This window comes from Oceanospirillum multiglobuliferum (assembly GCF_900167095.1).
Classification (GTDB): Bacteria; Pseudomonadota; Gammaproteobacteria; order Pseudomonadales; family Halomonadaceae; genus Oceanospirillum; species Oceanospirillum multiglobuliferum.
Map to the genome: position 1 here is coordinate 66,157 of NZ_FUXG01000014.1, position 24,229 is coordinate 90,385.

Genomic DNA, 24,229 nt, shown 5'->3' on the forward strand with positions numbered 1-24,229 from the left:
GAGTACAGTGGATGATTTACGCAGGTAAAGCCATCAGGGTAAATGAGATCGAAGGCGGCATTGCTGAGTTAACCTTTGATCTACAAGGTGAATCGGTCAACAAATTTAATCGTGCGACCATTCAAGAATTAGGTGAGGCCACGTTAGCGCTGCAAGCGGCACAAGGTTTAAAAGGCTTGGTGATCAACAGTGCTAAAGATGTGTTTATTGTGGGCGCAGATATTACTGAGTTCCATGACGCCTTTGGCCAGTCGGAAGAAGAGCTGGTTGCCATGAATATGGCAGTACATGAAGTCTTTAACCGTGTAGAAGACCTACCTTATCCAACGGTTACTGCGATTAATGGTATTGCACTAGGCGGTGGTTTTGAAATCTGCCTATGTACGGATTACCGCGTTGCGTCAACTGCTGCCCGCGTGGGTTTGCCAGAAGTTAAACTCGGCATTATTCCAGGTTGGGGCGGCACCGTGCGTTTACCTCGTATTATTGGTAACGATAACGCCATTGAGTGGATCTGTGCATCTAAAGAGAAAAAAGCAGAAGTTGCGCTGAAAGAAGGTGCTGTAGACGCACTTGTCGCACCGGAGCAACTACGTGCAGCCGCCATTGATCTGATCCATGAAGCCAATTCTGGTCGTTTAAACTGGCAAGCAAAGCGCCAAGAAAAACTAGAGCCGCTCAAGCTGAACATGATCGAATCGATGATGTCGTTTGAAACGGCAAAAGGTTTTGTAGCGGGTCAAGCGGGTCCTCATTACCCAGCACCGCTAGAAGCCATTAAGAGCATGCAGAAAGGCGCTGGCGAAGGTCGTGAAAAAGCCCAGAAAGCTGAAGCCAAGTGCTTTGCTCGTATGGCGCGTACCTCGGTTGCACAAAGCTTGGTGGGCTTGTTCTTAAATGATCAGCTACTTAAGAAAAAAGCAGCGGCTTATGAAAAAGACGCGCAGCCTGTTAACAAAGCCGCCGTTCTAGGTGCGGGCATCATGGGTGGCGGTATCGCTTACCAGTCGGCCTCTAAAGGCACGCCGATCATGATGAAAGACATTCGTGAAGATGCGCTGCAACTAGGCTTGAACGAAGCTAAGAAACTGCTGACCAAAATGGTTGAGCGCAAGCGCATGACGCCAGAGAAAATGGCCGATGCGTTAAATGCGATTCGCCCAACCTTAAGCTACGGCGACTTTGCTGATGTTGATCTAGTGGTTGAAGCGGTTGTCGAAAATCCAAAGATCAAAGGTGCGGTATTGGCGGAGCTTGAAGGTCAAGTGGCTGACAACACCATTATCACTTCGAATACGTCTACTATCTCAATTAGCTCACTGGCTGAAAATCTGAAACGCCCTGAAAACTTCTGTGGTATGCACTTCTTTAACCCAGTGCACAAAATGCCGTTAGTTGAAGTGATTCGTGGTGAGAAAACCAGTGAGAAAGCCATTGCGGCAACCGTTGCTTATGCCAAAAAAATGGGTAAAACCCCTGTTGTGGTCAACGACTGTCCTGGTTTCTTAGTGAACCGCATTTTATTTCCTTACTTCGGTGGCTTTATGAGCCTGATCGAGCACGGTGCAGACTTTAAACGTGTCGATAAAGTGATGGAAAAATTTGGTTGGCCAATGGGCCCTGCTTACCTGCTAGATGTCGTCGGCATGGATACAGCGGAACACGCTAACAATGTGATGGCGGCAGGCTTCCCTGATCGCATGGCACGTGAGGGCGAAACGGCTCTGAGTGTGATGTTTGCAGCAAACCGTTTGGGTCAGAAAAATAAACAAGGTTTCTATCTATACGAAGAAGACCGCAAAGGTCGCTCTGTGAAGGTGATGGACGATAGCGTTTATGACCTGTTGAAGCCTCTGGTTAAAGCGGAACGCGAACTCACAGATGACGAAATTGTTGCACGTATGATGATTCCGCTGTGCATTGAAACGGTACGTTGCTTAGAAGATGGCATTGTTGCAACAGCGGCGGAAGCGGATATGGGCTTGATCTTCGGTATTGGCTTCCCTCCATTCCGTGGTGGTGCGCTGCGCTATATCGACAGCATCGGCTTGGCAGCATTCTGTGAACTGGCTGACCAATATGCGCCAGAACTGGGTGCGCTATATCAGCCAACTGAGAAGATGCGTGCAATGGCCGCTGAAGGCAAAACCTTCTTCTAGCCAATAGTTGATCACGCTAAGCCAAGCTTAAACCGAATTTTAGGAGATGATCATGAGCCTTAATCCTCGTGATGCAGTAATTGTAGATGGCGCACGTAGCGCCATGGCAAAAGCCAAAAATGGTGCTTTTCGTAATGTTCGCGCAGAAGAGCTATCTGCTGCGCTGATGGATGGTCTGCTAGCACGTAATGCTGGTATCGACCCTGCTGAAATTGACGACATCATCTGGGGTTGTGTGAACCAAACCCTAGAGCAGGGCTACGATGTTGCCCGTAACGCCTCTATTTTGACGCGCATTCCAAAAACCGTTCCGGCACAAACGGTAAACCGCTTGTGCGGCTCGTCAATGTCAGCCCTGCATATCGCGGCGGCTAACATTCAGGCGGGTTTAGGCAATGTGTATCTGGTGGGTGGCGTTGAGCACATGGGTCATGTTGACATGATGCATGGCGTCGATGTGAACCCTTCTGCCTCTAAATATGCCGCAAAAGCCGCCATGATGATGGGCTTAACCGCTGAGCTGTTGGGTAAGATGCATGGCGTAAGCCGTGAGGATCAAGACGCCTTTGGTGTGCGCTCACATCGTCTAGCTCATGAGGCTGCTGTTGCAGGCCGCTTTGAGAATGAGATTATTGGTGTTGAAGGCCACAGTGCAGAAGGCTTCCGTAAACTGATCCTGCAAGATGAAGTGATTCGTCCAGAAACTTCTATGGAGTCTCTAGCAAGCCTGCGTCCAGTGTTTGATCCGCGCAATGGTACTGTTACTGCGGGTCAGTCTTCAGCCTTGTCTGTGGGCGCTTCAGGTATGTTGATGATGTCAGCTCAGCGTGCGCAAGAGCTGGGCTTAACCCCTATTGCGAAAGTGCTGTCGATGGGCGTAGCGGGTTGTGATCCATCTATTATGGGCTATGGCCCAGTGCCTGCGTCGCAAAAAGCCTTAAAAGCAGCTGGGTTGACGATGGATGATATCGACTTTGTTGAACTGAATGAGGCTTTTGCCGCACAAGCGATTCCAGTTTTGAAAGACCTGAATTTGCTAGACAAAGTGGATCAGAAGGTAAACCTGAATGGCGGTGCAATTGCGCTGGGTCATCCACTGGGTTGTTCTGGTACACGTATTTCTACCACGCTGCTCAACGTGATGCAGCAACGTGGTGGTACGCTAGGTCTTGCCACCATGTGTATCGGCATGGGACAAGGCGTAGCCACTGTATTCGAGCGTCTGTAGGCGTCTGTCACCTGACAGATACTCGAATCATCGGTGGGCACTGAACCCGCTCACCGATGTGCACTTGAAGGCATCTAGTGACTCTGGTTTAAGTTGTTAGATACTTCTTAGCATGAAATGGCACCTGCATAGTTCACTTCACAAGATTAGATTGAAGTACCGACTTTCTTCACGGCGAGTCGGTTTTTTTATGTCTGAAGGAAATGGACCATCATTAAATGACACACCGATAAACCTAATTCAAGTGAAAGGGGCGGACATCCTTTCTGTTACCTGTATCTTTAGATTTAGCGTGACTAAAAAAAACAATCTGGTCAGCCTGTTTTGAAACTGTTATTATATGCACTGCACAATTGGGGTTGTGTCAAACGTCTGCCTTGCACCCAGACGGATCGAAAAAACAAGTTCTCTACAGGTAAATAATGACATGACGTTATCGGCAGTAGAAAAGCAAGCTAGAAAGGTTCAAGAGTTCCGTCAACGTGAAGCGAATATTCTTGAGGCGGCGCTAGAGTTGTTTCTAGAACATGGCGAAGATCGCGTTACAGTTGAAATGATTGCTGACCATGTAGGTATTGGTAAAGGCACGATCTATAAACATTTTCGCAGTAAATCAGAAATATATTTACGCTTGATGCTGGATTATGAGCGTGATTTAGCGGATCTATTTCGTTCCCCTAAAATCTCTGCAGATAAAGAGGCATTGTCTCGTGCCTACTTTGAATTTCGTATGCAGGACCCCGCTAAATATCTATTATTCTCGCGCTTAGAAGATAAGCTAACTAAAACGGCAGGTGTGGGTGATTTGCTTGAAGAGTTACATCGTTTCCGAGCGATCAACTTAGAAAGTTTAACAGACTTGATCAGCGCCCGTATTAATGAAAATAAACTAGAGGATGTGCCTTCTTATTTTCATTATTGTGCACACTGGGCGTTAGTGCATGGCGCTGCCGCGCTCTATCAGTCACGTTTCTTCCAAGAAGTGATTCAAGATAAAGATGAATTCTTTACTTTCTTAATGGAAATTGGTGTGCGCATGGGCAACCGTGGGCAACGAGGTCGTAACAGAGAGGAATCTTAAATTAATGTTTGATGATTTTCCTATTCAATATATAGACCCTGTTTATCGCCCACCTAGTGAGGCTCGCTCGCTCATATTGCCTGTTACTAATGGCTGTAGTTGGAATCAGTGTACATTTTGTGAAATGTACACTGATCCTCAGAAGAAGTTTTATGCTCGTAAGGAGCAAGATGTATTAAACGACATTAATCAAGCCCGTCAACAGCTTGTAGGTGTCCATAAAGTTTTTCTAGCAGATGGCGACGCTATGGTTTTATCAACCCGTCGCCTCAGTGCTATTTTAGATGCGCTCAACGAAGCTTTTCCTGAGTTAACTAGAGTAGGTGCTTATTGCTTACCTAGAAATATTGCGAATAAGACAGTAGAAGAGCTAGTAGAGCTAAAAAACAAAGGGCTCTCTATTTTGTATGTTGGTATTGAATCGGGTGATGACGAGGTTCTGAAGCGTATTCAGAAAGGCGAAACAGCTGAATCAACCTACAATGCGGTCACTAAAATTAAAAAAGCAGGGATCAAAACGTCAGTAATGGTGCTTAATGGTTTAGGTGGTACGAGATTGTCAGAGCAACATGCTTTGAACTCAGCCAAACTGATCAACCGAATACAGCCAGATTATCTTTCGACATTGGTACTGACTTTTCATAAAGGTGATCGCAAATACAAAGAGGCTTTTGGTACCGACTTTGAGATGTTTGACACGGCTAGCCTTTTAGCTGAGATGTACTGTTTTATCAATGCATTAGAGCTTGATTCAACCATATTTCGATCAGATCACGTTTCGAATAGATTAGTATTGAAAGGGGTTTTAGGGCGAGATAAAAATAGCCTTTTATCACAAATTGAAGATGCTCGTCAGCATGGTCGATATAGGAATATTTCTACTACTCAGATTTAATAGCTGTGACTGATCTATAATTTAAAACAATCTTTATTGAAAAAAATACGATCAACTATTAATATAGTTCCTTAGTGATACCCCCCACAAAGAAGAGAGTTAACATGTTGATTAATACATATCGTCAAAAAGAGCAGCTTTTTCGCCAGCTACAGAAAGAACTTCAAGAGTTAGAAGCTCGTGATGACCTAAAAAAAGAGCTTGAATTTAAATCTGCTATTGAAGAAGTGATGGCACGTTTTGATAAAACTGAACGTGAATTAGTTCAACTATTTTCAAACGAATCAGCTGCTGCAACAGGTGATGAGCCTAAAACACGTCGCAAGCGCACTGCTCGTAAATATAAAAACCCAAATACGGGTGAAATTATTGAAGTACGTGGTGGCCGCCAGCGTAATTACCAAAGCTGGATTCAGCTATATGGTAAAGATGTTGTTAAATCTTGGGCTATCTAGTCGCTTAAAGATTTAGTAACAAGCCTATAAAAAGCAGCTACGGCTGCTTTTTTGCGTTTAGTAATGCGGAAATTAAGCCCTTACTTTATACCAAAGCTGTTCTAGTAATGCGCAAACTTTACCTGCAACCAACAAGCCTTGAGAAAAGACTAACTCTGGAAAATGCTTAAAGGCAGGTAATAAGTGAATCTCCTTGGGTGTTATTTGGCAATATTGATGTAAAGCATAAGCATCAAACCAAGGATTACCAATACCCGCATATTCCCAATCAATTAATCTTATCTGCTCATCTTGTATGCATAGGTTTCCGGTATGCAAATCATGATGCGTTAGACAGCAAGCTACTATTGGCAGTTCACTGAAATATTGTTCAAGTAAACAGAGTTGCTCTAGCCAGTAATCAGACTCCGTAACCTGAGAGAGCTGCACTCTGTATGACTCAAATAGTTGTTTATAGTTAATTTGTTCATCTCTATACCCATATTTTATTTGTTGATAATCAGATACTGCCTGTAGTAGCTGATTTTTTTCTAAAGTAGAGAGTAAACTGCCAGATAGATTTACACCTTGATGCCGCATTACACACCAGCCCTCTTCAGGGTTGTTAGCAATGATTTTTAGCGCCCAAGGATAGGGTTGAATCATATTGAGTACTTGAGCCTCTCTTGTGCGGTCTACCCCAAATGCTAGTGATTGAGGAGCATTAATACGTAATACCAAAACATGTATGTGATTACTGCCTTGATATAAATTATTGCTAGTGCCTTCCGTATCTAATGCTTTCCATTGCACTGGATAACCTAACTGTTGATTGACTGAGGTAAATATTGATTGATGCATGACAGTTCTCGGTGGTTTTGGGTAATATGCACGGCACTCCAAGAGACAACGGAGGCGCTATATATTCAAATATACCAACTCAAGCGAAAAAGAGCCGAAACATGATCATGCAGTCGAAAGGTTTTAAAACACAATACTTACTTGTATTAAGCTTGGTGCTAGGATTTTTCAGCAGTTCCGTGTTTGCTAAGACGCTTAATGTTTATACCTATGACTCTTTTGTATCTGATTGGGGGCCTGGGCCTAAATTGAAAGCTGCATTTGAAGCTCAGTGTCATTGCGACTTAAATTTTATCGCGGTTGAGGATGGAGTTAGTATTCTTAACAGAGTGAGAATTGAAGGTAAAAAGAGCAAAGCAGATGTGTTGTTGGGTCTAGATAATGGCCTCATTGAAGAAGCGCGCCGCTTAGGTCTTGTACAAGCGCATGGGCTAAAAACAGATCAAATTAAAGCGGAGTTAGAGTGGCAAGATCGTGATTTTATGCCATTTGACTATGGCTACTTTGCTTTTATTTATGACAGCCGAAAAATAACAGCACCAGCCCAGTCTTTAGATGAGCTGATACAGTCAGATGCACAAATTATCTATCAAGATCCGAGAACCAGCACGCCAGGCCAAGGTCTTATGACATGGATAAATGCTGTGTATGGCGAAAGTGCGGCAGAGTCTTGGCAACAGCTATCTAAGCATACCGTTACCGTCACAAAGGGCTGGTGGGAGGCTTACAGCATGTTTTTAGAAGGGGGGAGTGACTATGTGCTCAGCTACACCACTTCACCTGCTTATCATGCGATTGTTGAGGGGCATGAATACTACAAAGCTGCGTTGTTTGCAGAAGGACATGTGGCTCAGGTTGAAGTGGCGGCTATTGCAGCCAATAGCGCTCAGGTTGAGTTGGCTCAGCAGTTTGTTGCATTTTTAATCTCTCCTGAGGCGCAGCGCATTATTCCAACAACTAACTGGATGCTACCTGTGATTGACGGTGTTGATTTACCAGCGGCTTTTGACCAGTTGATTAAACCCCAGCAAATTGGCTTCTCTAATGAAGAGATCAGTGCTCAGCGTAAGCAATGGCTACAACAGTGGCGTCAAGCCGCTAGCCATTAATTCATACAGACGTGTTTAGTCGTTTCCCAGTTATTTCTATATTGGCTTATGCCGTGGTCATTTCGATCACGGCGATGGCATTTTATGGTTTGATAGGCTTTGACCAAGCTCGTCTGATGCCTGAGCTACTGCAAGACCAATATATTCAGCAAATATTAAGGTTTTCACTATTGCAAGCAGCGGCGAGCGCTGTACTTTCTGTCATGCTCGCATTACCCATCGCTAGGGCTTTGCATTTTATGCCGGAGTTGCCTGCTAGAAAGGCTTTTTTACGTTTTTGTCTACTTTGTTTTGTGATGCCGACCCTTGTTTTAATTACAGGTTTGGTTGCACTACTGGGTCGGTCAGGTCTTATGACAGGATTTATGCCCAATGACTGGAACCTGTATGGCCTAAATGGCATTTTAATCGCACACCTATATTTGAATATGCCATTAGCAGTGCGAGTAATCAGCCAACAACTGGCCCATATTCCAGACACTAGTTGGCGTTTAGCGCAGCAACTGAAACTTTCCCGCACACAGCAATTTTTAAAAGTTGAGTGGCCTGCCCTAAAAAGCAGTTTGTTAATGCTGTTGGGTTTTGTATTTGTACTCTGTTTTAACAGTTTTGCTGTGGTATTAGCTTTGGGTGGTGGGCCAGGGGCAACAACCTTGGAGGTTGCAATCTTTCAAGCCCTAAAATATGACTTCAACTTGAGTGAAGCTCTAACCTTGTCTTGGTTACAATTCACTATAGCAGGGTTAATTTTTGCACTCATCGCTAAGCTGGGTAAACTCAACTGGCTTAGTGCAGATACTCATAAACAACGCTGGCAGCCAGAGTTTGGCCAGTACAGTCAGAGAGTACATCAGGGTCTTTATTTACTGGCATGGCTGCTGTTAGCACTGCCTATTGTGGCTTTAATACCCACACTGTTTAAGGCTCAGCTTAAACATTTAGACTTTACTTTGTTGTTTTTAGCCTGTGTTAGAACAATCGTCATTGCCAGTACTTGTGCGTTGTTTGCAACTTTATTAGCTTGGTGGCTGTTAATCCCCATTCGTCAGGCACAACTACGTAAAAATGAAAGCGGTCGTATTATCTTGCAATGGCTTGCTACACACTCATTGGTTGCACCCGCTATGGTAATGTCTGCGGGGCTTTATATTCTCCTGCTGCCTCGCGTTGATTTGGAGCGCTGGGGGTGGTTTTGGCTGATACTGATTAACACGGTTTTGCTATTGCCCTTTGTAATAGCACAGCTGAAACCCAGATTATTGCAGTATGATCAACAATACTGGCGTTTGAGTGCTAATTTAAAGTTAAGTGGATTAGGTCAGCTACACACTATATGGCCTTTTATTCGTCCAGCTATGTTGGGTAGTTTTGTTTTAGCACTGTTATTAGCGATGGGAGATGTTGCTGTTTTTTCTATATTTGGTGATAACAGTTGGAGCACGCTGCCTTGGTTGATTTATGGTTATGCAGGCAGCTACCGCATGGCCGAAGCTGCTTTGGCATCATTGCTGCTTTTGGCTCTATGTACGTTGCTAATTGTGCTTTTTGAACGGAAACGCCTTTATGAGCAATAGTCTCAGCCTTAGTAATATTGCAGCTGCTACAGCGCAGGGCTTGGTCATCAGTCAACTCGAAGTCTATCTAGAGCAGTATCGGTTATTCTACGATCTGAACATAGTAGAAGGTGAGTGTTTAGCGATTCAAGGCCGAAGTGGTGTTGGTAAAACAACTTTATTGCAAACAATAGCGGGGTTTGAGCGAGCGAAGAGTGGTGCTATTTATTGGCAAGGGCAAAATATATTGCAGCTTGCACCGCACGAGCGCCCTGTCAGTATGTTATTTCAAGAGCACAATTTATTTGAGCACCTATCGGTTATTAAAAACCTCTCTCTAGGATTTGCTGATGTTCTACCCAAAGAGCAACTGATAAAAGCAGCAGAGCGTTTAGGGGTTTATGGACAATTAAATAAAATGCCTGCAGAGCTTTCTGGAGGCCAGCGTCAGCGAATTGGTTTAATTAGAACACTACTAAGACCAGAGCCTATAATCCTGCTGGACGAGCCATTTGCAGAGCTTGACTCTGATACACGGCAGATTGCCGCAGAGTGGACTAGAGAGGTCGCTCAACAGCAGGGCAAAACCCTGCTGGTGGTGACACATCAAGATGAAGATGTTGAGCGTTTAGCGGATCGGTGTTTGGTACTGGGTGATTAGTAGTTTACGACAATAGGGTGTGAGTAATAGCCATTAAGCACTGTTGTTACTTCAATCAAACATTTTGTTTGGCTGTCTGCTGCGCCGTCGTACCCTGTCGTAGCATCTTTATATAAATACATGTCTAGTTTATATGCTTTGAGACTGAGCTTATTCGGTATCGTGTTAGGCTTTGGTGCATCAACTTTTACAACATCGCCTTTGCAACTGAATTCAATTTTGGTACCTACAGGCGGAATCACATCATTTTCATCTTGTATTTCAACAATAATAATCTGTGCGTTACTGGATAGATCAACCTCTGTCGATGCGGTAATTTTGATTATTTCGGCAGATAGCACCAACTCTGTTTGCGTAAATAACTGCGCAAGGCTATTACAATGCCCTGCCATTAACGCATCATTTGAACAATGGGCGCCGCGGTATTTTTGATCATTATAAACATCATCCCAAACGCCATTATTGTTTTGATCTATAAAGGTCTCGCCGTCATTTCGGGTATTATCACGATTCAGATCTATATATGGTTCTGGTAGCGAGGTGTAAGTTTCACCGATATCAAATACACCATTACTATTATTGTCAATAAAGTCCTCCTCTCCCGTTGTGTAGGCCATTACAAATGCAGTAGGCTCCTCTTTGTTTGGATAAGGAGGGCCGCTCTCCCATTTTACAGTGCAATCACCCTCTTCTATGGTACAAGATGCAATTTGCCCTAGTTCCTTTTGAATTTGCCCTGCACTGCTGATAAAAGAGATTACATTGCCATTTGCGACAGGGCCATTATTGATATCACTAGCAGAAACAGTGACATCAACAGCCGTATTTAAATAATGCCAGCCCAAAGGATTGAAGGTTTCAACACCTATGCCAAAAGCTCTTGCAGTTGGCAGGCCAGAGTTCACAGACAAAGCCACTGAGCTTGTCTGCATTACACCTACAGTATTGCCATTAGAGTCTAATTGGTCTGTTTCAGCTAATATTCTAAAGGTGGTATTAACTAAACCAGATGAGACAAAAGTACTTGCAGTACCAGATAAATCGGTATAGCCAATACTTTTGCTTAAAGACAGGCCACCTGTGGTATCGGACAAAGAAAAGCGAACTTCTTTGTTCGCAATAGGGTCACCTTTGGTATCCTTGATACTAAAGCTTACCTGCACCGTAGCAGGTAAGCTTTCTGTGCTGAACCCTTTAATTGCAAGGGTTGTATGCTCAGGCACAATAGATGAGATACTACCTAATTCTGGACTAGATACCGTCAAAGTTCCTGTTGCTGTTACTGACTGCCCTTCAAGGGATGCCGTAATCTTATCTTCACCAACACAACCATTAGCTTGATAAGTTGTAGTGACAGTTCCTGTGTTTGAGGCAATAGTCGCACTTGAAAAGCTGGCTTGATTATTTTCAGCGCAAGGTGAGGTGAAAGAGACATTTGAAATCGAGCTTGTGAATAGGTTGTTATCATTGTTCTTATCAACAATATTAACCGTAATAGGCGTTTCACCTGTTGCAGATAGTACAGGGGTAATAATTGCTAATGTACCAGACTCAAATGTAGAGCCTACACTACGGCCTAGCGCGAGCAGGATAGCTTTTTCGCTGCCAGTATTGTTTTGTTCATTCGAGGTAGCTTGTGCCGCCTCCAATGATTTTTGCTCTCCACACCCCACTAAACTTGATAGTAAAAGCAGTAACGCTAACATCCCTTTTTGCACAATATACTCCAGACTGGCAGCTTGATTCTGTTGCCATAACTTATAATAACGATGCCTAAATACAAGGCGCTAACACAGGTAAGGTTTTGGTTCGCTAAACAGATAACCTTGTGAGTATTGAATACCCAGCGATTCTATAACCGCTTGAACCGACTCAGAGTGCACAAACTCAGCAACTACTGTAATTCCAGCATTTTGTGCAAAAAAGACAATTGCTCTTGTAATCTCATAGCTTGTTTTGTCGGTGTCGATATTTTTAATGTACTTGGCATCAATTTTTATACAGTCGACATCAAGTTCTAAAATACGCTCAAAATTAGAGTACTCTGTTCCAAAGTCATCAATCGCTAAACGATAACCCCGAGCCTTCAGCTCAGACAATTGGTGAATGTGGTTTTTCTTGCCACTGGCGCTGATGCCTTCCAATATCTCCAAAATAACTCGGCTAGGCGTGATGCCATACTGTTCAGATTTTCGATCCAAATACTCTATTAGAAAGTGTTGGCTCAAATCATCTTCTGTAATATTAATGGCAAAATCACATTGATGTTGTGCCATAAAAGCGAAACTACGATCAATAACTAAACGTGTAATGGTTGGTAGTAAACCTGATAGTTTTGCAGCATTTAAGAATTGATAGGGGCCGTAAACAGTGCCATCAAGTGACATTCTGATTAAGGTTTCATAGTGGCTGATCTTGCCTGTTTCGTTATCCCGTATACCTTGAAAGTATGGAACTAAGCCGTCTTCATTGAGCGCTCTATGCAACAAAGTATTCCACTGAATGTAATCTAAGCGTTGACTCTGCTCGATCTCATCGTGCTCGGTGCTATAAAGGTGAAAGCGCCCTTTACCTTCTTGTTTAGCTTTTTTAATAGCCAATAATGATTGGCGCATTAAATCTTTGCAGCCCACAGCACCGCCATAAGTAAAGCTAATATGAAAACTTAAGCCATCTAGTTCTATTTGATTGATAAAAAAATGTTGCCTTACTCTTTTTACACAGTCTTCAAGATCCATTTCACTTGTATAATGTGCAGCAAACTCATCGGCATTCAGCCGATATAGCTGTGCTTGACTAAGCAGTGATTTCAGTTGTTTGGTGATTTCAATTAACAGTCGATCGGCAAAGTCCAACCCATAAGCCGAGTTGATCAAGCTAAAGTTATTGACATTTAACACCAGTAGAGAGCAATGATGGCAGCAGCCATTATTTAATGATGTTTGTAAGCGACTCTTATTGGGTAGCCCTGTCAGTTGATCAATCTCTAGGGCATGAATATAACGGTCTTTTTCTTTTTGTAGCTCTGTGAGATCTGCAAACACGGCAACATAATTTTTTATCTGCCCACCTGCGTCTTTAATAAGATTAATGGTGCTCCACTGCGACAAATAAGAACCATCTTTGCGACGATTAACAATTTTCCCGCTCCAAGAGCCGCTAGCTAACAAGGTTTGCCAAAGAGTTTGGTAAAAAGCTTTATCTTGCTGACCAGAAGATAAAAAACTGGGGTTTTTACCTCTTACTTCATCAATGCTATAGCCCGTGGCCTGTTCAAAGTAGCCATTAACTTCAATGATTTTATTATCAGCATCAGTGATAACAATACCTTCAGAGGAGCTTTCTATTGCCAAACCAAGCAGCTGCAATCGGTGCTGACTTTTTTCTACTTCTTGCTCTAGCTCATGCCGCTCCAGCACAACATTGACAATTTGGCTGCAAGCTTCTAACAAGCGTTTATGAAAGGCGGAAGGTAAGCGGTGTTCGAAAGAGGATAAAGCAAAGGAACCTATCGATTCGCCATTATTGTTGCGTATAGGCATTGACCAACAAGCGCATAGATTGAAGTTGTATGCAATATCTTGCATGTCTCTCCAGCGAGGATCAGAAAAAGTATCGCGAACAAAAACAGGCTGATTAGTAAAAACGGCGGTACCACAGGAACCCGCTTCAGGGCCAGGATGTAATCCATTCAATGCTTGATGGCCTTCTGGAGGCACACTTGGCGCGGCTAACACCGACATTGTTTTATCGCTGGCATCAACCAGCATGACCGAAGCAACGGCATTTGGTAGCAGCTGTTCTGCGAGCCGACAAAGCTCGTTTACAACCTCTAGGTAAGGGGCATTACGAGCCACAGACGTGAGTATTTTTTGCTGTAACGCAAAAATCTGTTCCTGCTGTATTAATGAAATGGCAACGGTGTCGTCCACATCAGCAGAGGTTGCTAAGTCCGTCATATGATCAAGCTGAGAATCAGGTTGCATAGCATCGCCTTTCAAGTACTAATACCGTGAATGTCGCTATATTAACTGAATTTAAATCATGACGCATAAGCCAAACTGTGAAAAATACAGAGATAAATTATATTTCCAACGCAAGATAACCTTTCACGCAAAAAAATAAGCGATTTCATGCTATTGTAATAATGCTATGAAACTCAGTATGCTAGCTCCGTTTTCTGCTATGTTTTCTAATGTTAGTCAATAACCCCCACCCACTGTCATATCGCAAGGATCGCCCTTCAATGATGCAAAAGTTTTTACTGCCCTTTCTATTCGCTATTTTGGCCTATGGCTTTTGGATTAGCCCTGACTTTAAGGAGATTAGTGCAGGGGTTGCGATTTTCTTATTTGGCATGCTGGCCCTTGAAGAGGGGTTCAAGGCGTTTACAGGTGGTTTTTTAGAAAAAGTTCTGCAAAAAACAACCAATAAACTCTGGAAGAGTGTCAGCTTCGGGGTAATTAGCACAACCATTATGCAGTCCAGCTCCTTAGTGTCGGTTATTAGTATCTCTTTTATCTCCGCAGGCTTAATTAGTTTGGCGGCTGGTATTGGCATAGTTTTTGGTGCCAACTTGGGGACAACAACCGGTGCATGGTTAGTGGCTGGCTTAGGCTTAAAGGTTAAAATATCTGCTTATGCCATGCCTATGTTGGTGTTTGGTATTGTCTTGATCTTCCAGAAAAGCAAAGAGCTAAAAGGCGCAGGCTATGTCCTTGCTGGACTAGGTTTCCTCTTTCTGGGTATTCACCATATGAAAGAGGGCTTTGAAGCCTTCAAAGACAATATTGATCTGACGGCTTACGCGGTTGAAGGCTATGCAGGCGTATTTTTATTTACGCTAATTGGGCTTGTCGCCACTGTAGTGATGCAGTCTAGCCATGCCACATTGGTTCTGATTATTACTGCGCTCTCCGCACAACAAATTACCTACGAAAATGCGTTAGCGTTGGCGATCGGCGCTAATGTTGGCACAACAATTACAGCGGTGATAGGTTCTTTAAGCGCCAATATTCAAGGGCGTAGATTGGCAGGGGCTCACCTTATCTTTAACCTTGTTACAGGGTTTGTTGCGATTCTATTTATCTATCAACTGACGGACTTGGTTGATACTGTCAGTCACCTCTTAGGTATTGATACAGATAACTTCACGCTCAAGCTGGCAGTTTTTCATACTATCTTTAATACAATCGGTGTGGCATTAATGCTGCCTTTTGTCTCACAGCTTGTCACCCTGTTGCAAAAGGTGCTTAAAGAAGCCTCTCGGAAAGACTCCACGCCAATCTACTTGAATGATGCTGCCATGAGTCTACCCAATACCGCTTTGGCAGCGGTACGTATGGAAACGCTACACCTCTATGACAATGCTGCTCGAATAATAGCTGGTGGCTTAAGTTTGAAGCTGGAAGATATAGAGGGCGACCGTCCCCTTGATGAAGTAATTTTTAAATCACGTAAAGTGCTACCCACAGATATAGATGAGCTATATCAAAACACGGTAAAGAGCCTATATGGTGATATTGTAGACTTTATCAGTCGTGTACAAGGTGATATATCACCAGAGCAAACAGAAGAACTGTTTCACTTGCGTGCAGCAGGTCGTGATATTGTTGAAGCGATTAAAGACACTAAACATCTACAGAAGAACTTATCAAAGTACTTCTTAGCTGATAATCCCTATATTCAAAGTGAGTATAACGCCCTGCGCAAGCGCTTAGCGTCTGTGATGCGAACCTTACACCAAGTAAGGCATCATAGTGATGACACTGCCACAGTATTGTCATTAGATGCTCTTAAAGTTGAAATGAAAGAACACGACCAGCGCTTAGGCCATGAACTCAGTGGCTTAATTCGCCAGCATCTGATTAGTGCACAGATCTCTGTTTCTCTGATGAATGACAACACTTACGCTTACGACGTGGCCAAAAACTTAGTTCAAATGGGCGAAGTGTTGTTTTCCAATGGAAATTTGGATCAGAAACAGGCAGAACGCAGTGTTTTACTGAGCGAGGATGAAGTTGAAGCGCTGGCAAACTCTCACAAGGAACCGCTATAAAGCGAGGCTAACAATGAATGTTAAAAAACTAATTCGCCAAGCTGAAAACTTTCTCAGCTCTGAAGAGCGCAAGCGTAAAGAAAAAGTAAAATATCTTAAACAAGTCATCAAAAAGCTGCGTCAGCATGAACTGAACTTGAAAGCTGCTCATGAGCAGTGCGCTGATAAAAAGGGCCGAGAGCAGTTGAAAAAAGAGTGGCAGCTAACACATGCTCAACGCAAGAAAGGCGTAAATCGTTTACGTAGCTTGAAGAAGAAAAAGTAACCAATCCCTCATACGGCGCTTAGGTTCAAGCAAAGCATGGCTTTCTTTATTTAAAAGAGGCCATGCTCAGGATGAATCAATGTCGAGATTATTGAGCTAACTCATCTACTGCGGCTAAAGCCTGCGCACCGTAAATAACAGAAGGGCCGCCACCCATTAGCACAGCAACATCAATGGTTTCGACCAGCTCTTGGCGGGTTGCACCCGCACGCAAAGCCGCTGCAACATGCGCAGCGATACAGCCATCACAGCGCGCAGCAATACCAATGGCGGTTGCCATTAGCTCTTTATGCTTAACCGATAATGCACCCTCTTTTAATGCAGCTTGATGAAGTGCAATAAACGCGCTCATGGTTTCAGTGCTGGCTTTTTTGTAAGCAGAACCCATAGCTTGCTGATCTTGATTGATCTGTTTGTAGCTTTTCGTCATCTTAAATAACCTAGTTAATGTAAATCGACAAAGCCAAGCATCTGCTTGGTTTTGCTAATTATAATTAAGAAAGATCTAAATAAAAGGATCTTCTCTACTTTGTGCTTAAGAGAACAAGAAAACAGGACACCCATAAGTGAATGGGTGTCCGAATTTTCCTATAATGGAAAATAAACAACAGGGAATGAGCGGCTGTTTAGGTGTTACTGAGGTTATGAGTTTTATGAAATTAAGAACAATTATTTTATTTTTAATCACGCACTTATCTGTGGGAGCGTTCGGATTTGCTTTAGGGATTTATATGTTGCCGATCCTTATTGCACCAACATCACCGACCGTATCAGAAGTGGCTCGATTATCTTCCGGTGCACAGTATTCAGCTATTTTTAAGAAAGCGCTCAAAGGCAGTGATTCTTTTCATTGGGGAGAGGGGCAGGTATCCATTGGTCCAGATTACATTACACTAACTGGGCGTCTTGCTCCTGGTCCTGATTACAAGCTTTACTTGTCAAAAGAGTTTGTTGAGACAGAGTCTGATTTTAATCGGTTGAAAGACAACATGGTTCGTGTTGGTGATGTTAAGACTTTCGAAAACTTTGTTGTTGAGATACCACAAAACATCGACATATCTAGATATAGTTCAATCATTGTATGGTGTGAAACGTTTGGCGAATTTATTACGGCAGCTAGATATCAATAATTTCCCACACCTAACAAACGCCTCAAGAGGGGCTGTCAATTGAACAGGCTCTGCATTATCTGATCTCTGAAAAGCCGTTTCATCAGCGCTACAAAAACGACGCGAAAGGCCGTTCCCTTATTCAAACGCATCCATAAACGGAATCAGGGTTAAGCTGGCGATTGCGATAATGGCAATCAGGGTCAGAATAAAACGTAGTGGGTTTTCAATAAAACGCTGCCCCGTTGTGGGTATGGGGTGCTGCTGTACCTCTTCTAGCCATTCTTGCTGAATACTATCCAGTAACGCCCTAGCCGTTTCGTAGTCCTCTTCATCCCTCAGCCAAATCGCCGCCAGTGAGATACCAAAGCGCCCTTGACTGGTTTCGTAGTAGTTTACCTCTGCTTCATCAAGACGAGTCCGTACAAAATTAGCTTCTTCTTCGGTCACGGCGTTGAGTTTAAACAGCAGTTTGGCCACGTTGTTTCCTTGGAGCAATCAATAGGTGAAGATGTCGGTAAAGGCGGGATATTAGCGTTGTTCACCCCTAGATGTCACCTTTCTCCTATCAAGTTCCAATTGCGCACTAGGTGTCAGGTGCTTTTCCATTGAGAAGTTAACCAAGCACACTCCGTTTCGCTGTACTTCATTCTTTTTAATGATAGAAAAACCACGCCGCTCAAAGAATGGTTTGGCAATCAGTGAGGCATCCACTGATAAGCGTTTTATACCGCTTATCTTTGCTTGTGCCAGCAGGTGTTCGTATAGGGCAGATGCTACACCTTGCCCCTGATGGTTAGGATGGGTATAAGTGCAGTCGATATACCCTTCTGCACTCAGTTCGATAAATCCAGCCACGTGATTGTCAATGATGGCGATAAATGGCTTTGTCTTATTTAGACGGGATGACCAACCTGCATAATCAATGGGGCTTGATGCCCAAGCGGCTTTTTGCTCTGCGCTATACACTGAAGGTGCAATGGCGTGCACAGCTTGATAAAACAGTTCAGCAATCTCCTTTGCCTTATCATCGGTGTAGGTTGTGATGTTCATTTAAGCCTTATTATGCGTGTCTGTTTAGCTAAAAAACTTAAGTAGATTGGGTAGTTGCTGGTTGTTTATCTGTTGTCTAACCAAGTCATCAGGGTGGGTAAAAAGTCTGCTGCGAGCGCCTCTTGCTCTAACCACATCAGTTTGAGCCATTGCTTAAAGTCTAGGCTCTGTTCATCAAATGATTCTGCATCAAGCATAGAGTGGTTTGCATTGGCGATTAACTTTGTGGTGATCAGCGGATTACTTTGGTTTTGCCACCATTGAAACTCTTGCTGGGCATTAACATTTAGATCTTTATCGCCCCACAAAAGCAGGCTAGGTACGTTAATGTTTGCGTAATCCTGCGTTGCATCTGCTAGGTGATTGTTCAACACAAAGGCATAGCGCGCTTCAGACATTGCATTTTGACCTGCGAACTGAGCGTATTCTCGGTAGCTTGGTGCTCCTTTAAAAAAAGTAATCTCTTCAGTATAAGCCGCTAAGGCAGCGGCTACTTGATCAGGGCTGCTGCCAGCGAGTTCGTGGCGAGTTTGGGTATAATAGCGACCTTGCTCCACCCAGTTAGCCGCAAAGCCAATGCCGATCATAAAGCCTACTTTTTCTGGCTTATTGGCTAAAGCGGGTAGCACCCAGCCCGCTTGGCTGAAACCTAGTAACCCCGTATTTTCGGCGGTGAAACCATATTGATGCTGAACGGCATCAATCGCAGCGAGAACCTCTAACTGCCGATCTGCCATTGACTGATTAAGCCAATTTCCCGTTGATTGCCCTACGCTTGGTTTATCCCAACTAAAGATGGCATACCCCTTTTCTCTGAGTGGTTGCCAGATGAGTTCATAGTAACCCTCTGCGTTATAAGAGGTTGCCCCATCCCCATGCACAAAAAGAATTACCGCCTTTGAGGGGTTGGCTCCTGTGGCCTCAAGGTACTCCCCAGATAAGCTATGATCACCTTGTTTGAACACTAGGGTTTCCGCGCCACTATAGGGAATCACAAAACATGTCATAACCAAGAGTGTCAGCAATCTCCAAAGGTATCGTTTATTCATCATAGCGCCTTATGTCGATAGAAATACTGGCTCAACCCCTTTGCACTTCTCCCAAGGTTGCGAGCAGTTGCTGCGTTGTGGCTTCGTCACTATTGGTGAGTTCAGCTTTAGTACGTAGATAAACGGTAAAAGTGGAGCCTTGCCCTAGTATTGAACTCACTTGAATATCGCCACCATAACGGCGAATAATGCCATAGCTGACCGATAGCCCCAACCCTGTGCCATTGTCTCGCGTGGTGAAGAATGGATCAAAAATATGTGGTAGTGCTGTTTCTGTAATCCCTTCCCCTTGATCCAGCACTCTAATAAAGACACCCTCAATGCAACCCTTTTCCACCCAGTCACCTGTTTCAATCTCAATTAAGCCAGCTCCTTCAGTTGCATTAGCGGCATTCATAATGAGGTTAACCAGCACTTGCTGTAGTTGCTGTACGTTTGCTTCTACTTGCTGTTGAGCATTCAGGTGCAGCTTAACTTGCATCGCTTGTTTTTCAAGGGTATGGCGCACTAGAACAAGGGTTTCTTCTACTACAGGATTGATATTGATACTGGCCATCGCTTGGGTATATTCGCTTGGACGGCTGTATTGTAGTAGGTTGTTGATAAGCGATCTTATCCGATAAACCTGCTGTACAATCAGTTCTATTTCTTCTTCAACGGGTTGGCTATCTTGCCCCAGAATGGCCTGTAGCAGATCAATATTGCCTAGTATTACGGCGGCGGGGTTATTGATCTCATGGGCGATACCTGCGGTTAACTCTCCCAGTACGGCTAGCTTTTCTTTAGTGACCAGTTGCGCACGAGTATCTTGCAGTAGGTGTATATGTTCTTGTAGTTCTTGGGTTTTATCTTGTAGTGATTGGGTGCGTTCTTGTACTTTTTGCTCTAACACTTCTGCGGCTTGCTGAATTTGCCGATTACGCTCTTCTAGTAGATCTAGCATTAGGTCAAACTGTTCAGCCAACTCGCTAAATTCGTCATGGTTTTCCATCATGCCAATTCGCTGACGCCGCCCTAGCTTAACGGCCTGAACAACGCTATGGATACGTTTAAGCGGGTGAATCACTAATCCTGCGCTACGCAAGACCAAAATTGACGAGATGAAGGTAACGACAGCGATTGCGCCTATTAGCTCAATTAAAGTTTTGTGGTAAATGTCGGTGTAAGGTTGCTCTAAAAATCCGGTATAGAGCATACCAATACGTTTACCAGAAAAGTCTTCTATGGGGTCATAAGCAGAGATGTACCATTGATTGACCACAAAGGCACGATCAACCCAGCTTTCGCCTTTTTGCAGCACCTTCTTGTTTACATCATGAGACACTCTTGTTCCCAGCGCCCTTGTAAACTCGCCCTGCTCTGACTGCACGTCAGTATCATTAAAATCACGGGGCACATTAGTGCTAATGCGCGTGTCGTCTAAGAATAGTGTCACAGTGCCAATACCACCCTCTGGCAAAGTACCAGCTTGATACACTAAATCTCTAATCTGATCGACAAAGGCATTATTGCGATTAAGTAAGCGGCCAGTATCCAGTATGGCAACCACCTTGCCGTCCACTTGGACAGGATGAAGGGTGCGGATGAACAAACCACGGGTCTCAATTCTTTTTTGGGTAGGCATTGCTCTAGGTGTGTTTTGCAGCTCAATTTGCATTTGAGGGATTAGCTCAGGTGCAATGGCCGACATCTCTTGCGGACTAATCAGCTGCAAGCCCGCTTTGGCCTCACCATGCACGATGTTTGAAGCCACTTTGGCTAAGCTGCTCTCTTCTAAAATATAATGCGCCACTTCTGAAACAGGTATCAGGCGCACAAAATCGAGTTGATGGATCTGTTTATAAGCGTCGAGGAGCTGATAAATTGAGAGCCACTGTTGCTGCGCCATAGGATCAAGCAAGGGTACTTGCTGTAAAACTTGATGTTGGCTGAGTTGTTTTAAGGTGCTGAGGTCTTGTTGCTGGCGAATGGCCAGAATACCTTTGGCAACCGACAGATCTGCACGCACTTTGCGATAAAGCTGGTCGGCTGAGTAAGTACTCGCCCAGTAGCTGGTCATACCAATGAGTGTGACTAAGATCAAGATAACTGGGGTTAAGGTTAGCCCCAGTATTTTCAAACGAATTGAGGTGCGCATAAGAGAGTCTAGCTATCAGATAGGCTGGTTTCTTCCCATGTCTGCAACTTTCGATCCAACGTTTTCCGAGAAATGCCCAACTGGCGAGCCGCGCTGGATTTATTTCCTTGATGATCTGCAAGCACTTGTAATATGTGGTGTTTTTCAACCTGCTCTAGTGCCCACTCACTAGAGTAGCCTCGGGTAGAGGCACCTGATTCTGAAGCGGGTGCAGACTTTTGACTCTCTGGGAAGCTGTTCACTGGTAAACGTCCCAAAAGGATACAGCGCTCAACAAAGTTTTTGAGCTCGCGCACGTTGCCCGGCCAGTGATAAGCCATCATAGATGCCATGTCTTCATGGGCGAAAGGCACGGGGGGTAAGCCTAACTCACGGGAGAGTTTACGAGAGAAGCAATGTACCAAAGCGGCAATATCTTCTGGACGATCTCTTAATGGCGGTAGGGTTAGCGTTAATACATTTAAGCGATAATAAAGGTCTTCTCTGAAGCGCCCCTCTTTTACCTCATGCTCAAGATTACGATTAGTGGCAGCCACTATTCGCACATCAACCTTAACCTCTTGTTCGCTGCCCACGGGGCGTACCGCTTTTAGTTCAAGCGCCCGTAGTAATTTGGCTTGCATAACTAGAGGCATTTCGCCAATTTCATCTAAGAATAAAGTACCGCCACTGGCATAGTTGAATAAGCCATCGCGGGCTTTTTGCGCGCCAGTGAATGCTCCTTTTGTGTGACCAAATAGCTCGCTTTCTAAAATATCGGGTGCGATGGCGCCACAGTTGACAGGTACAAAGGCTCCGGTGCGGCCACTGTGTTGATGTAGGGCTCTAGCCGCCAGCTCTTTTCCTGTACCTGACTCCCCCTCAATCAGCACAGCTGATGGTGTGGGAGCAACACGACGAATGATAGCATCAACATCTTTTATCACTTGGCTTTCGCCAATCATTGCGCTATTGCCATTGAAAACAGCGTTTAACTCTCGTTTTAAAACAAAATTTTCTCGTGCTAGAAAACGGCGTTCTAAACAGCGGTCTATAGCCGCCATCATCTGTTCTAAACGAAATGGCTTTAAGATAAAGTCACTGGCACCAGCTCTTAATGCTTCGATAGCGGTTTCCAGTTCAGCGTAAGCGGTCATAAAAATAATGTCACTGCGCCGCTCGCTTTGCTGTAAAGCCTCATGCCACTCAATACCTGAGCGCCCCGGAAGCTTGATATCACAGATCAGTAAATCAAAGTGACAACGTTTACGAATCTCTTCAGCACTTTCAATACTTTCTGCGGATTCAACTAAAGCAAAACGCCGACTTAGTGCTTTAACTAAAAAGCTACGCATTCCCAGTTCGTCATCCACAATCAAAACTGAAACCGCAGGTGTATTGGTCAATAAAGAGCTGGGCGGCGCAGTCTCTGACTCTTTGGTCACATTTTTTATATTAGTTTCCAGCGATTTCATAAGTCATCAGTACACTGTAATCAAGTGAAATAAAGTTTAAGGGTTTGTTGATGCACAGCTGCTGCATCATTATGACCCTTAGACCCAATATCGGGACATTTTGTCCCAATTGGCTTTGGATATTTTCTTGCTAAATCAGTTTGTTGCTAAAAAATGCTCTTTTAAAGCCTTAGCAGGCTTGGTGTGTAGCGCAGATGCTTAGCGCTGGCACTTATCTTGCTCTTCAGCAGTGCTAATCATAACAAACAATCCCCTTTTGGGGCATTCAAAGAGGACAGAATGAAAACAGCACTGTTAAGTCGTGGATTACGACAGCTCACCCTAACCGCTTTACTCGCGGTATTCTCGGTACAAGCGTTGGCACAAGAGCTTGGTATTATTCGCTTAGCGACAACCACCAGCACTTACAACTCTGGATTATTAGATTACTTATTACCTGAGTTTGAAAAATCTCATGGCGCTACCGTACAAGTCATTGCTGTTGGCACGGGCAAAGCTTTACGTATGGGGCGTGATGGTGATGTGGATTTAGTGATGACCCACGCACCTAAAGCTGAAGCAAAATTTGTAGAGGATGGCGCAGGTATACAGCCACGTGGTCTGATGTATAACGATTTCGTTTTGGTTGGCCCTAAAAAAGATCCAGCTAAAGTAAACCACACGAAAGACATCGCTCAAGCACTGAAAAAAGTCGCTGTAACAGACAATATGTTTATCTCTCGTGGCGACGACTCTGGCACCCACAAAAAAGAGCTTAACTTGTGGAAGGCTGCGGAAGTAGCACCTACTTTCTCAGGCTACCGTGAAGTGGGTCAAGGCATGGGTAAGGTGCTACAAATTAGCTCTGAACTACAAGCTTATACATTAACTGACCGTGGCACTTGGTTGGCTTACAAAAACAAGGTAGACCTGAAAGTAGTGGCAGAGGGCGACAAACGCTTATTCAACCCATACCAAGTGATTTTGGTTAATCCTAAGCGTCATGAAGGTTTGAACACAAAAGGTGCTCAAGCATTAAGTGACTGGCTGATATCCAAAGCAGCGCAGGAAAAAATCAATAACTTCAAGATCAATGGTGAAGCTTTGTTCACCGCTGATGCTAAGTAATCACGCTCATAAAATT

Annotated in this window: 21 protein-coding genes; 12 read left to right on the forward strand and 9 right to left on the reverse strand. The window is 44.0% G+C overall.

What is annotated here, in order from left to right; all coding sequences use genetic code 11:
- Positions 1–11 precede the first annotated feature (11 nt).
- The 5 genes from fadB to B5D26_RS10805 all read left to right on the forward strand — a co-directional run bounded on the left by fadB (position 12) and on the right by B5D26_RS10805 (position 5,818).
- Complete coding sequence (gene fadB, locus B5D26_RS10785) at positions 12–2,159, forward strand: fatty acid oxidation complex subunit alpha FadB (RefSeq protein ID WP_078745746.1); 2,148 nt, start codon at positions 12–14, stop codon at positions 2,157–2,159.
- Between the two features lie 52 nt (positions 2,160–2,211).
- Positions 2,212–3,387 carry an acetyl-CoA C-acyltransferase FadA gene (fadA, locus tag B5D26_RS10790; RefSeq protein WP_078745747.1) on the forward strand — a complete coding sequence of 392 codons (1,176 nt, stop codon included), beginning with the start codon at positions 2,212–2,214 and terminating at the stop codon, positions 3,385–3,387.
- A gap of 427 nt (positions 3,388–3,814) precedes the next feature.
- Positions 3,815–4,468 carry a TetR/AcrR family transcriptional regulator gene (locus B5D26_RS10795; protein WP_078745748.1) on the forward strand — a complete coding sequence of 218 codons (654 nt, stop codon included), beginning with the start codon at positions 3,815–3,817 and terminating at the stop codon, positions 4,466–4,468.
- Positions 4,469–4,472: 4 nt separating this feature from the next.
- Positions 4,473–5,363 (forward strand): radical SAM protein, encoded by an 891-nt coding sequence (locus tag B5D26_RS10800; protein ID WP_078745749.1) that lies wholly within the window; start codon positions 4,473–4,475, stop codon positions 5,361–5,363.
- Between the two features lie 104 nt (positions 5,364–5,467).
- Positions 5,468–5,818 carry a histone-like nucleoid-structuring protein, MvaT/MvaU family gene (locus tag B5D26_RS10805; protein ID WP_078745750.1) on the forward strand — a complete coding sequence of 117 codons (351 nt, stop codon included), beginning with the start codon at positions 5,468–5,470 and terminating at the stop codon, positions 5,816–5,818.
- Positions 5,819–5,890: 72 nt separating this feature from the next.
- On the opposite strand, the gene B5D26_RS10810 is transcribed toward B5D26_RS10805, so the two are convergent.
- On the reverse strand, positions 5,891–6,658 hold the full coding sequence (locus tag B5D26_RS10810) for a phosphotransferase (protein ID WP_078745751.1): 768 nt from the start codon (positions 6,656–6,658) through the stop codon (positions 5,891–5,893).
- 101 nt (positions 6,659–6,759) lie between these two features.
- Between B5D26_RS10810 and thiB the strand changes: the two genes are divergently transcribed.
- The 3 genes from thiB to B5D26_RS10825 are packed head-to-tail and all read left to right on the forward strand — an operon-like array spanning position 6,760 to position 9,981.
- Positions 6,760–7,767 (forward strand): thiamine ABC transporter substrate binding subunit, encoded by a 1,008-nt coding sequence (thiB, locus tag B5D26_RS10815; RefSeq protein WP_234985278.1) that lies wholly within the window; start codon positions 6,760–6,762, stop codon positions 7,765–7,767.
- A 53-nt stretch (positions 7,768–7,820) separates the two neighbouring features.
- Positions 7,821–9,341, forward strand: coding sequence for an ABC transporter permease subunit (locus tag B5D26_RS10820; protein ID WP_234985279.1), 1,521 nt, complete (start codon positions 7,821–7,823; stop codon positions 9,339–9,341).
- Positions 9,331–9,981: an ATP-binding cassette domain-containing protein gene (locus tag B5D26_RS10825; RefSeq protein WP_078745752.1), complete on the forward strand. Its 651-nt coding sequence runs from the start codon at positions 9,331–9,333 to the stop codon at positions 9,979–9,981. The genes B5D26_RS10820 and B5D26_RS10825 overlap by 11 nt, the downstream gene beginning before the upstream one ends.
- Here the strand turns inward: B5D26_RS10825 and B5D26_RS10830 are convergent.
- Together B5D26_RS10830 and B5D26_RS10835 are read right to left on the reverse strand one after the other, a co-directional pair.
- Positions 9,978–11,699 (reverse strand): hypothetical protein, encoded by a 1,722-nt coding sequence (locus B5D26_RS10830; protein ID WP_078745753.1) that lies wholly within the window; start codon positions 11,697–11,699, stop codon positions 9,978–9,980. The two genes, B5D26_RS10825 and B5D26_RS10830, sit on opposite strands and share 4 nt — an antisense overlap.
- Before the next feature lie 69 nt (positions 11,700–11,768).
- Positions 11,769–13,967: a sensor domain-containing diguanylate cyclase gene (locus tag B5D26_RS10835; protein WP_078745754.1), complete on the reverse strand. Its 2,199-nt coding sequence runs from the start codon at positions 13,965–13,967 to the stop codon at positions 11,769–11,771.
- 260 nt (positions 13,968–14,227) lie between these two features.
- Between B5D26_RS10835 and B5D26_RS10840 the strand changes: the two genes are divergently transcribed.
- Both B5D26_RS10840 and B5D26_RS10845 read left to right on the forward strand, forming a co-directional pair.
- Positions 14,228–16,039, forward strand: a complete 1,812-nt coding sequence (locus B5D26_RS10840; RefSeq protein WP_078745755.1) for a Na/Pi cotransporter family protein — start codon at positions 14,228–14,230, stop codon at positions 16,037–16,039.
- Positions 16,040–16,052: 13 nt separating this feature from the next.
- Positions 16,053–16,304 (forward strand): hypothetical protein, encoded by a 252-nt coding sequence (locus tag B5D26_RS10845; RefSeq protein ID WP_078745756.1) that lies wholly within the window; start codon positions 16,053–16,055, stop codon positions 16,302–16,304.
- Between the two features lie 88 nt (positions 16,305–16,392).
- Here B5D26_RS10845 and B5D26_RS10850 read toward each other — a convergent pair whose 3' ends face one another.
- A complete protein-coding gene (locus B5D26_RS10850) occupies positions 16,393–16,734 on the reverse strand; it encodes a carboxymuconolactone decarboxylase family protein (RefSeq protein WP_078745757.1) in 342 nt (113 codons plus the stop codon).
- A 163-nt stretch (positions 16,735–16,897) separates the two neighbouring features.
- Here B5D26_RS10850 and B5D26_RS10855 point away from each other — a divergent pair, with 163 nt between their 5' ends.
- Positions 16,898–17,434 (forward strand): DM13 domain-containing protein, encoded by a 537-nt coding sequence (locus tag B5D26_RS10855; RefSeq protein WP_234985280.1) that lies wholly within the window; start codon positions 16,898–16,900, stop codon positions 17,432–17,434.
- Between the two features lie 117 nt (positions 17,435–17,551).
- On the opposite strand, the gene B5D26_RS10860 is transcribed toward B5D26_RS10855, so the two are convergent.
- From B5D26_RS10860 to B5D26_RS10880, 5 genes are all read right to left on the reverse strand, one after another.
- Positions 17,552–17,893, reverse strand: a complete 342-nt coding sequence (locus B5D26_RS10860) for a DUF6164 family protein (protein WP_078745758.1) — start codon at positions 17,891–17,893, stop codon at positions 17,552–17,554.
- A gap of 51 nt (positions 17,894–17,944) precedes the next feature.
- On the reverse strand, positions 17,945–18,466 hold the full coding sequence (locus B5D26_RS10865; RefSeq protein WP_078745759.1) for a GNAT family N-acetyltransferase: 522 nt from the start codon (positions 18,464–18,466) through the stop codon (positions 17,945–17,947).
- A 65-nt stretch (positions 18,467–18,531) separates the two neighbouring features.
- Positions 18,532–19,515 carry an alpha/beta hydrolase family protein gene (locus B5D26_RS10870; RefSeq protein WP_159445649.1) on the reverse strand — a complete coding sequence of 328 codons (984 nt, stop codon included), beginning with the start codon at positions 19,513–19,515 and terminating at the stop codon, positions 18,532–18,534.
- A gap of 31 nt (positions 19,516–19,546) precedes the next feature.
- Positions 19,547–21,652 (reverse strand): sensor histidine kinase, encoded by a 2,106-nt coding sequence (locus B5D26_RS10875; RefSeq protein ID WP_078745761.1) that lies wholly within the window; start codon positions 21,650–21,652, stop codon positions 19,547–19,549.
- An 8-nt stretch (positions 21,653–21,660) separates the two neighbouring features.
- Positions 21,661–23,106 carry a sigma-54-dependent transcriptional regulator gene (locus B5D26_RS10880; RefSeq protein WP_078745762.1) on the reverse strand — a complete coding sequence of 482 codons (1,446 nt, stop codon included), beginning with the start codon at positions 23,104–23,106 and terminating at the stop codon, positions 21,661–21,663.
- Positions 23,107–23,385: 279 nt separating this feature from the next.
- On the opposite strand from B5D26_RS10880, the gene B5D26_RS10885 reads away from it, so the two are divergent.
- Positions 23,386–24,213 (forward strand): ABC transporter substrate-binding protein, encoded by an 828-nt coding sequence (locus tag B5D26_RS10885; protein ID WP_078745763.1) that lies wholly within the window; start codon positions 23,386–23,388, stop codon positions 24,211–24,213.
- The last annotated feature ends 16 nt before the right edge of the window (positions 24,214–24,229 follow it).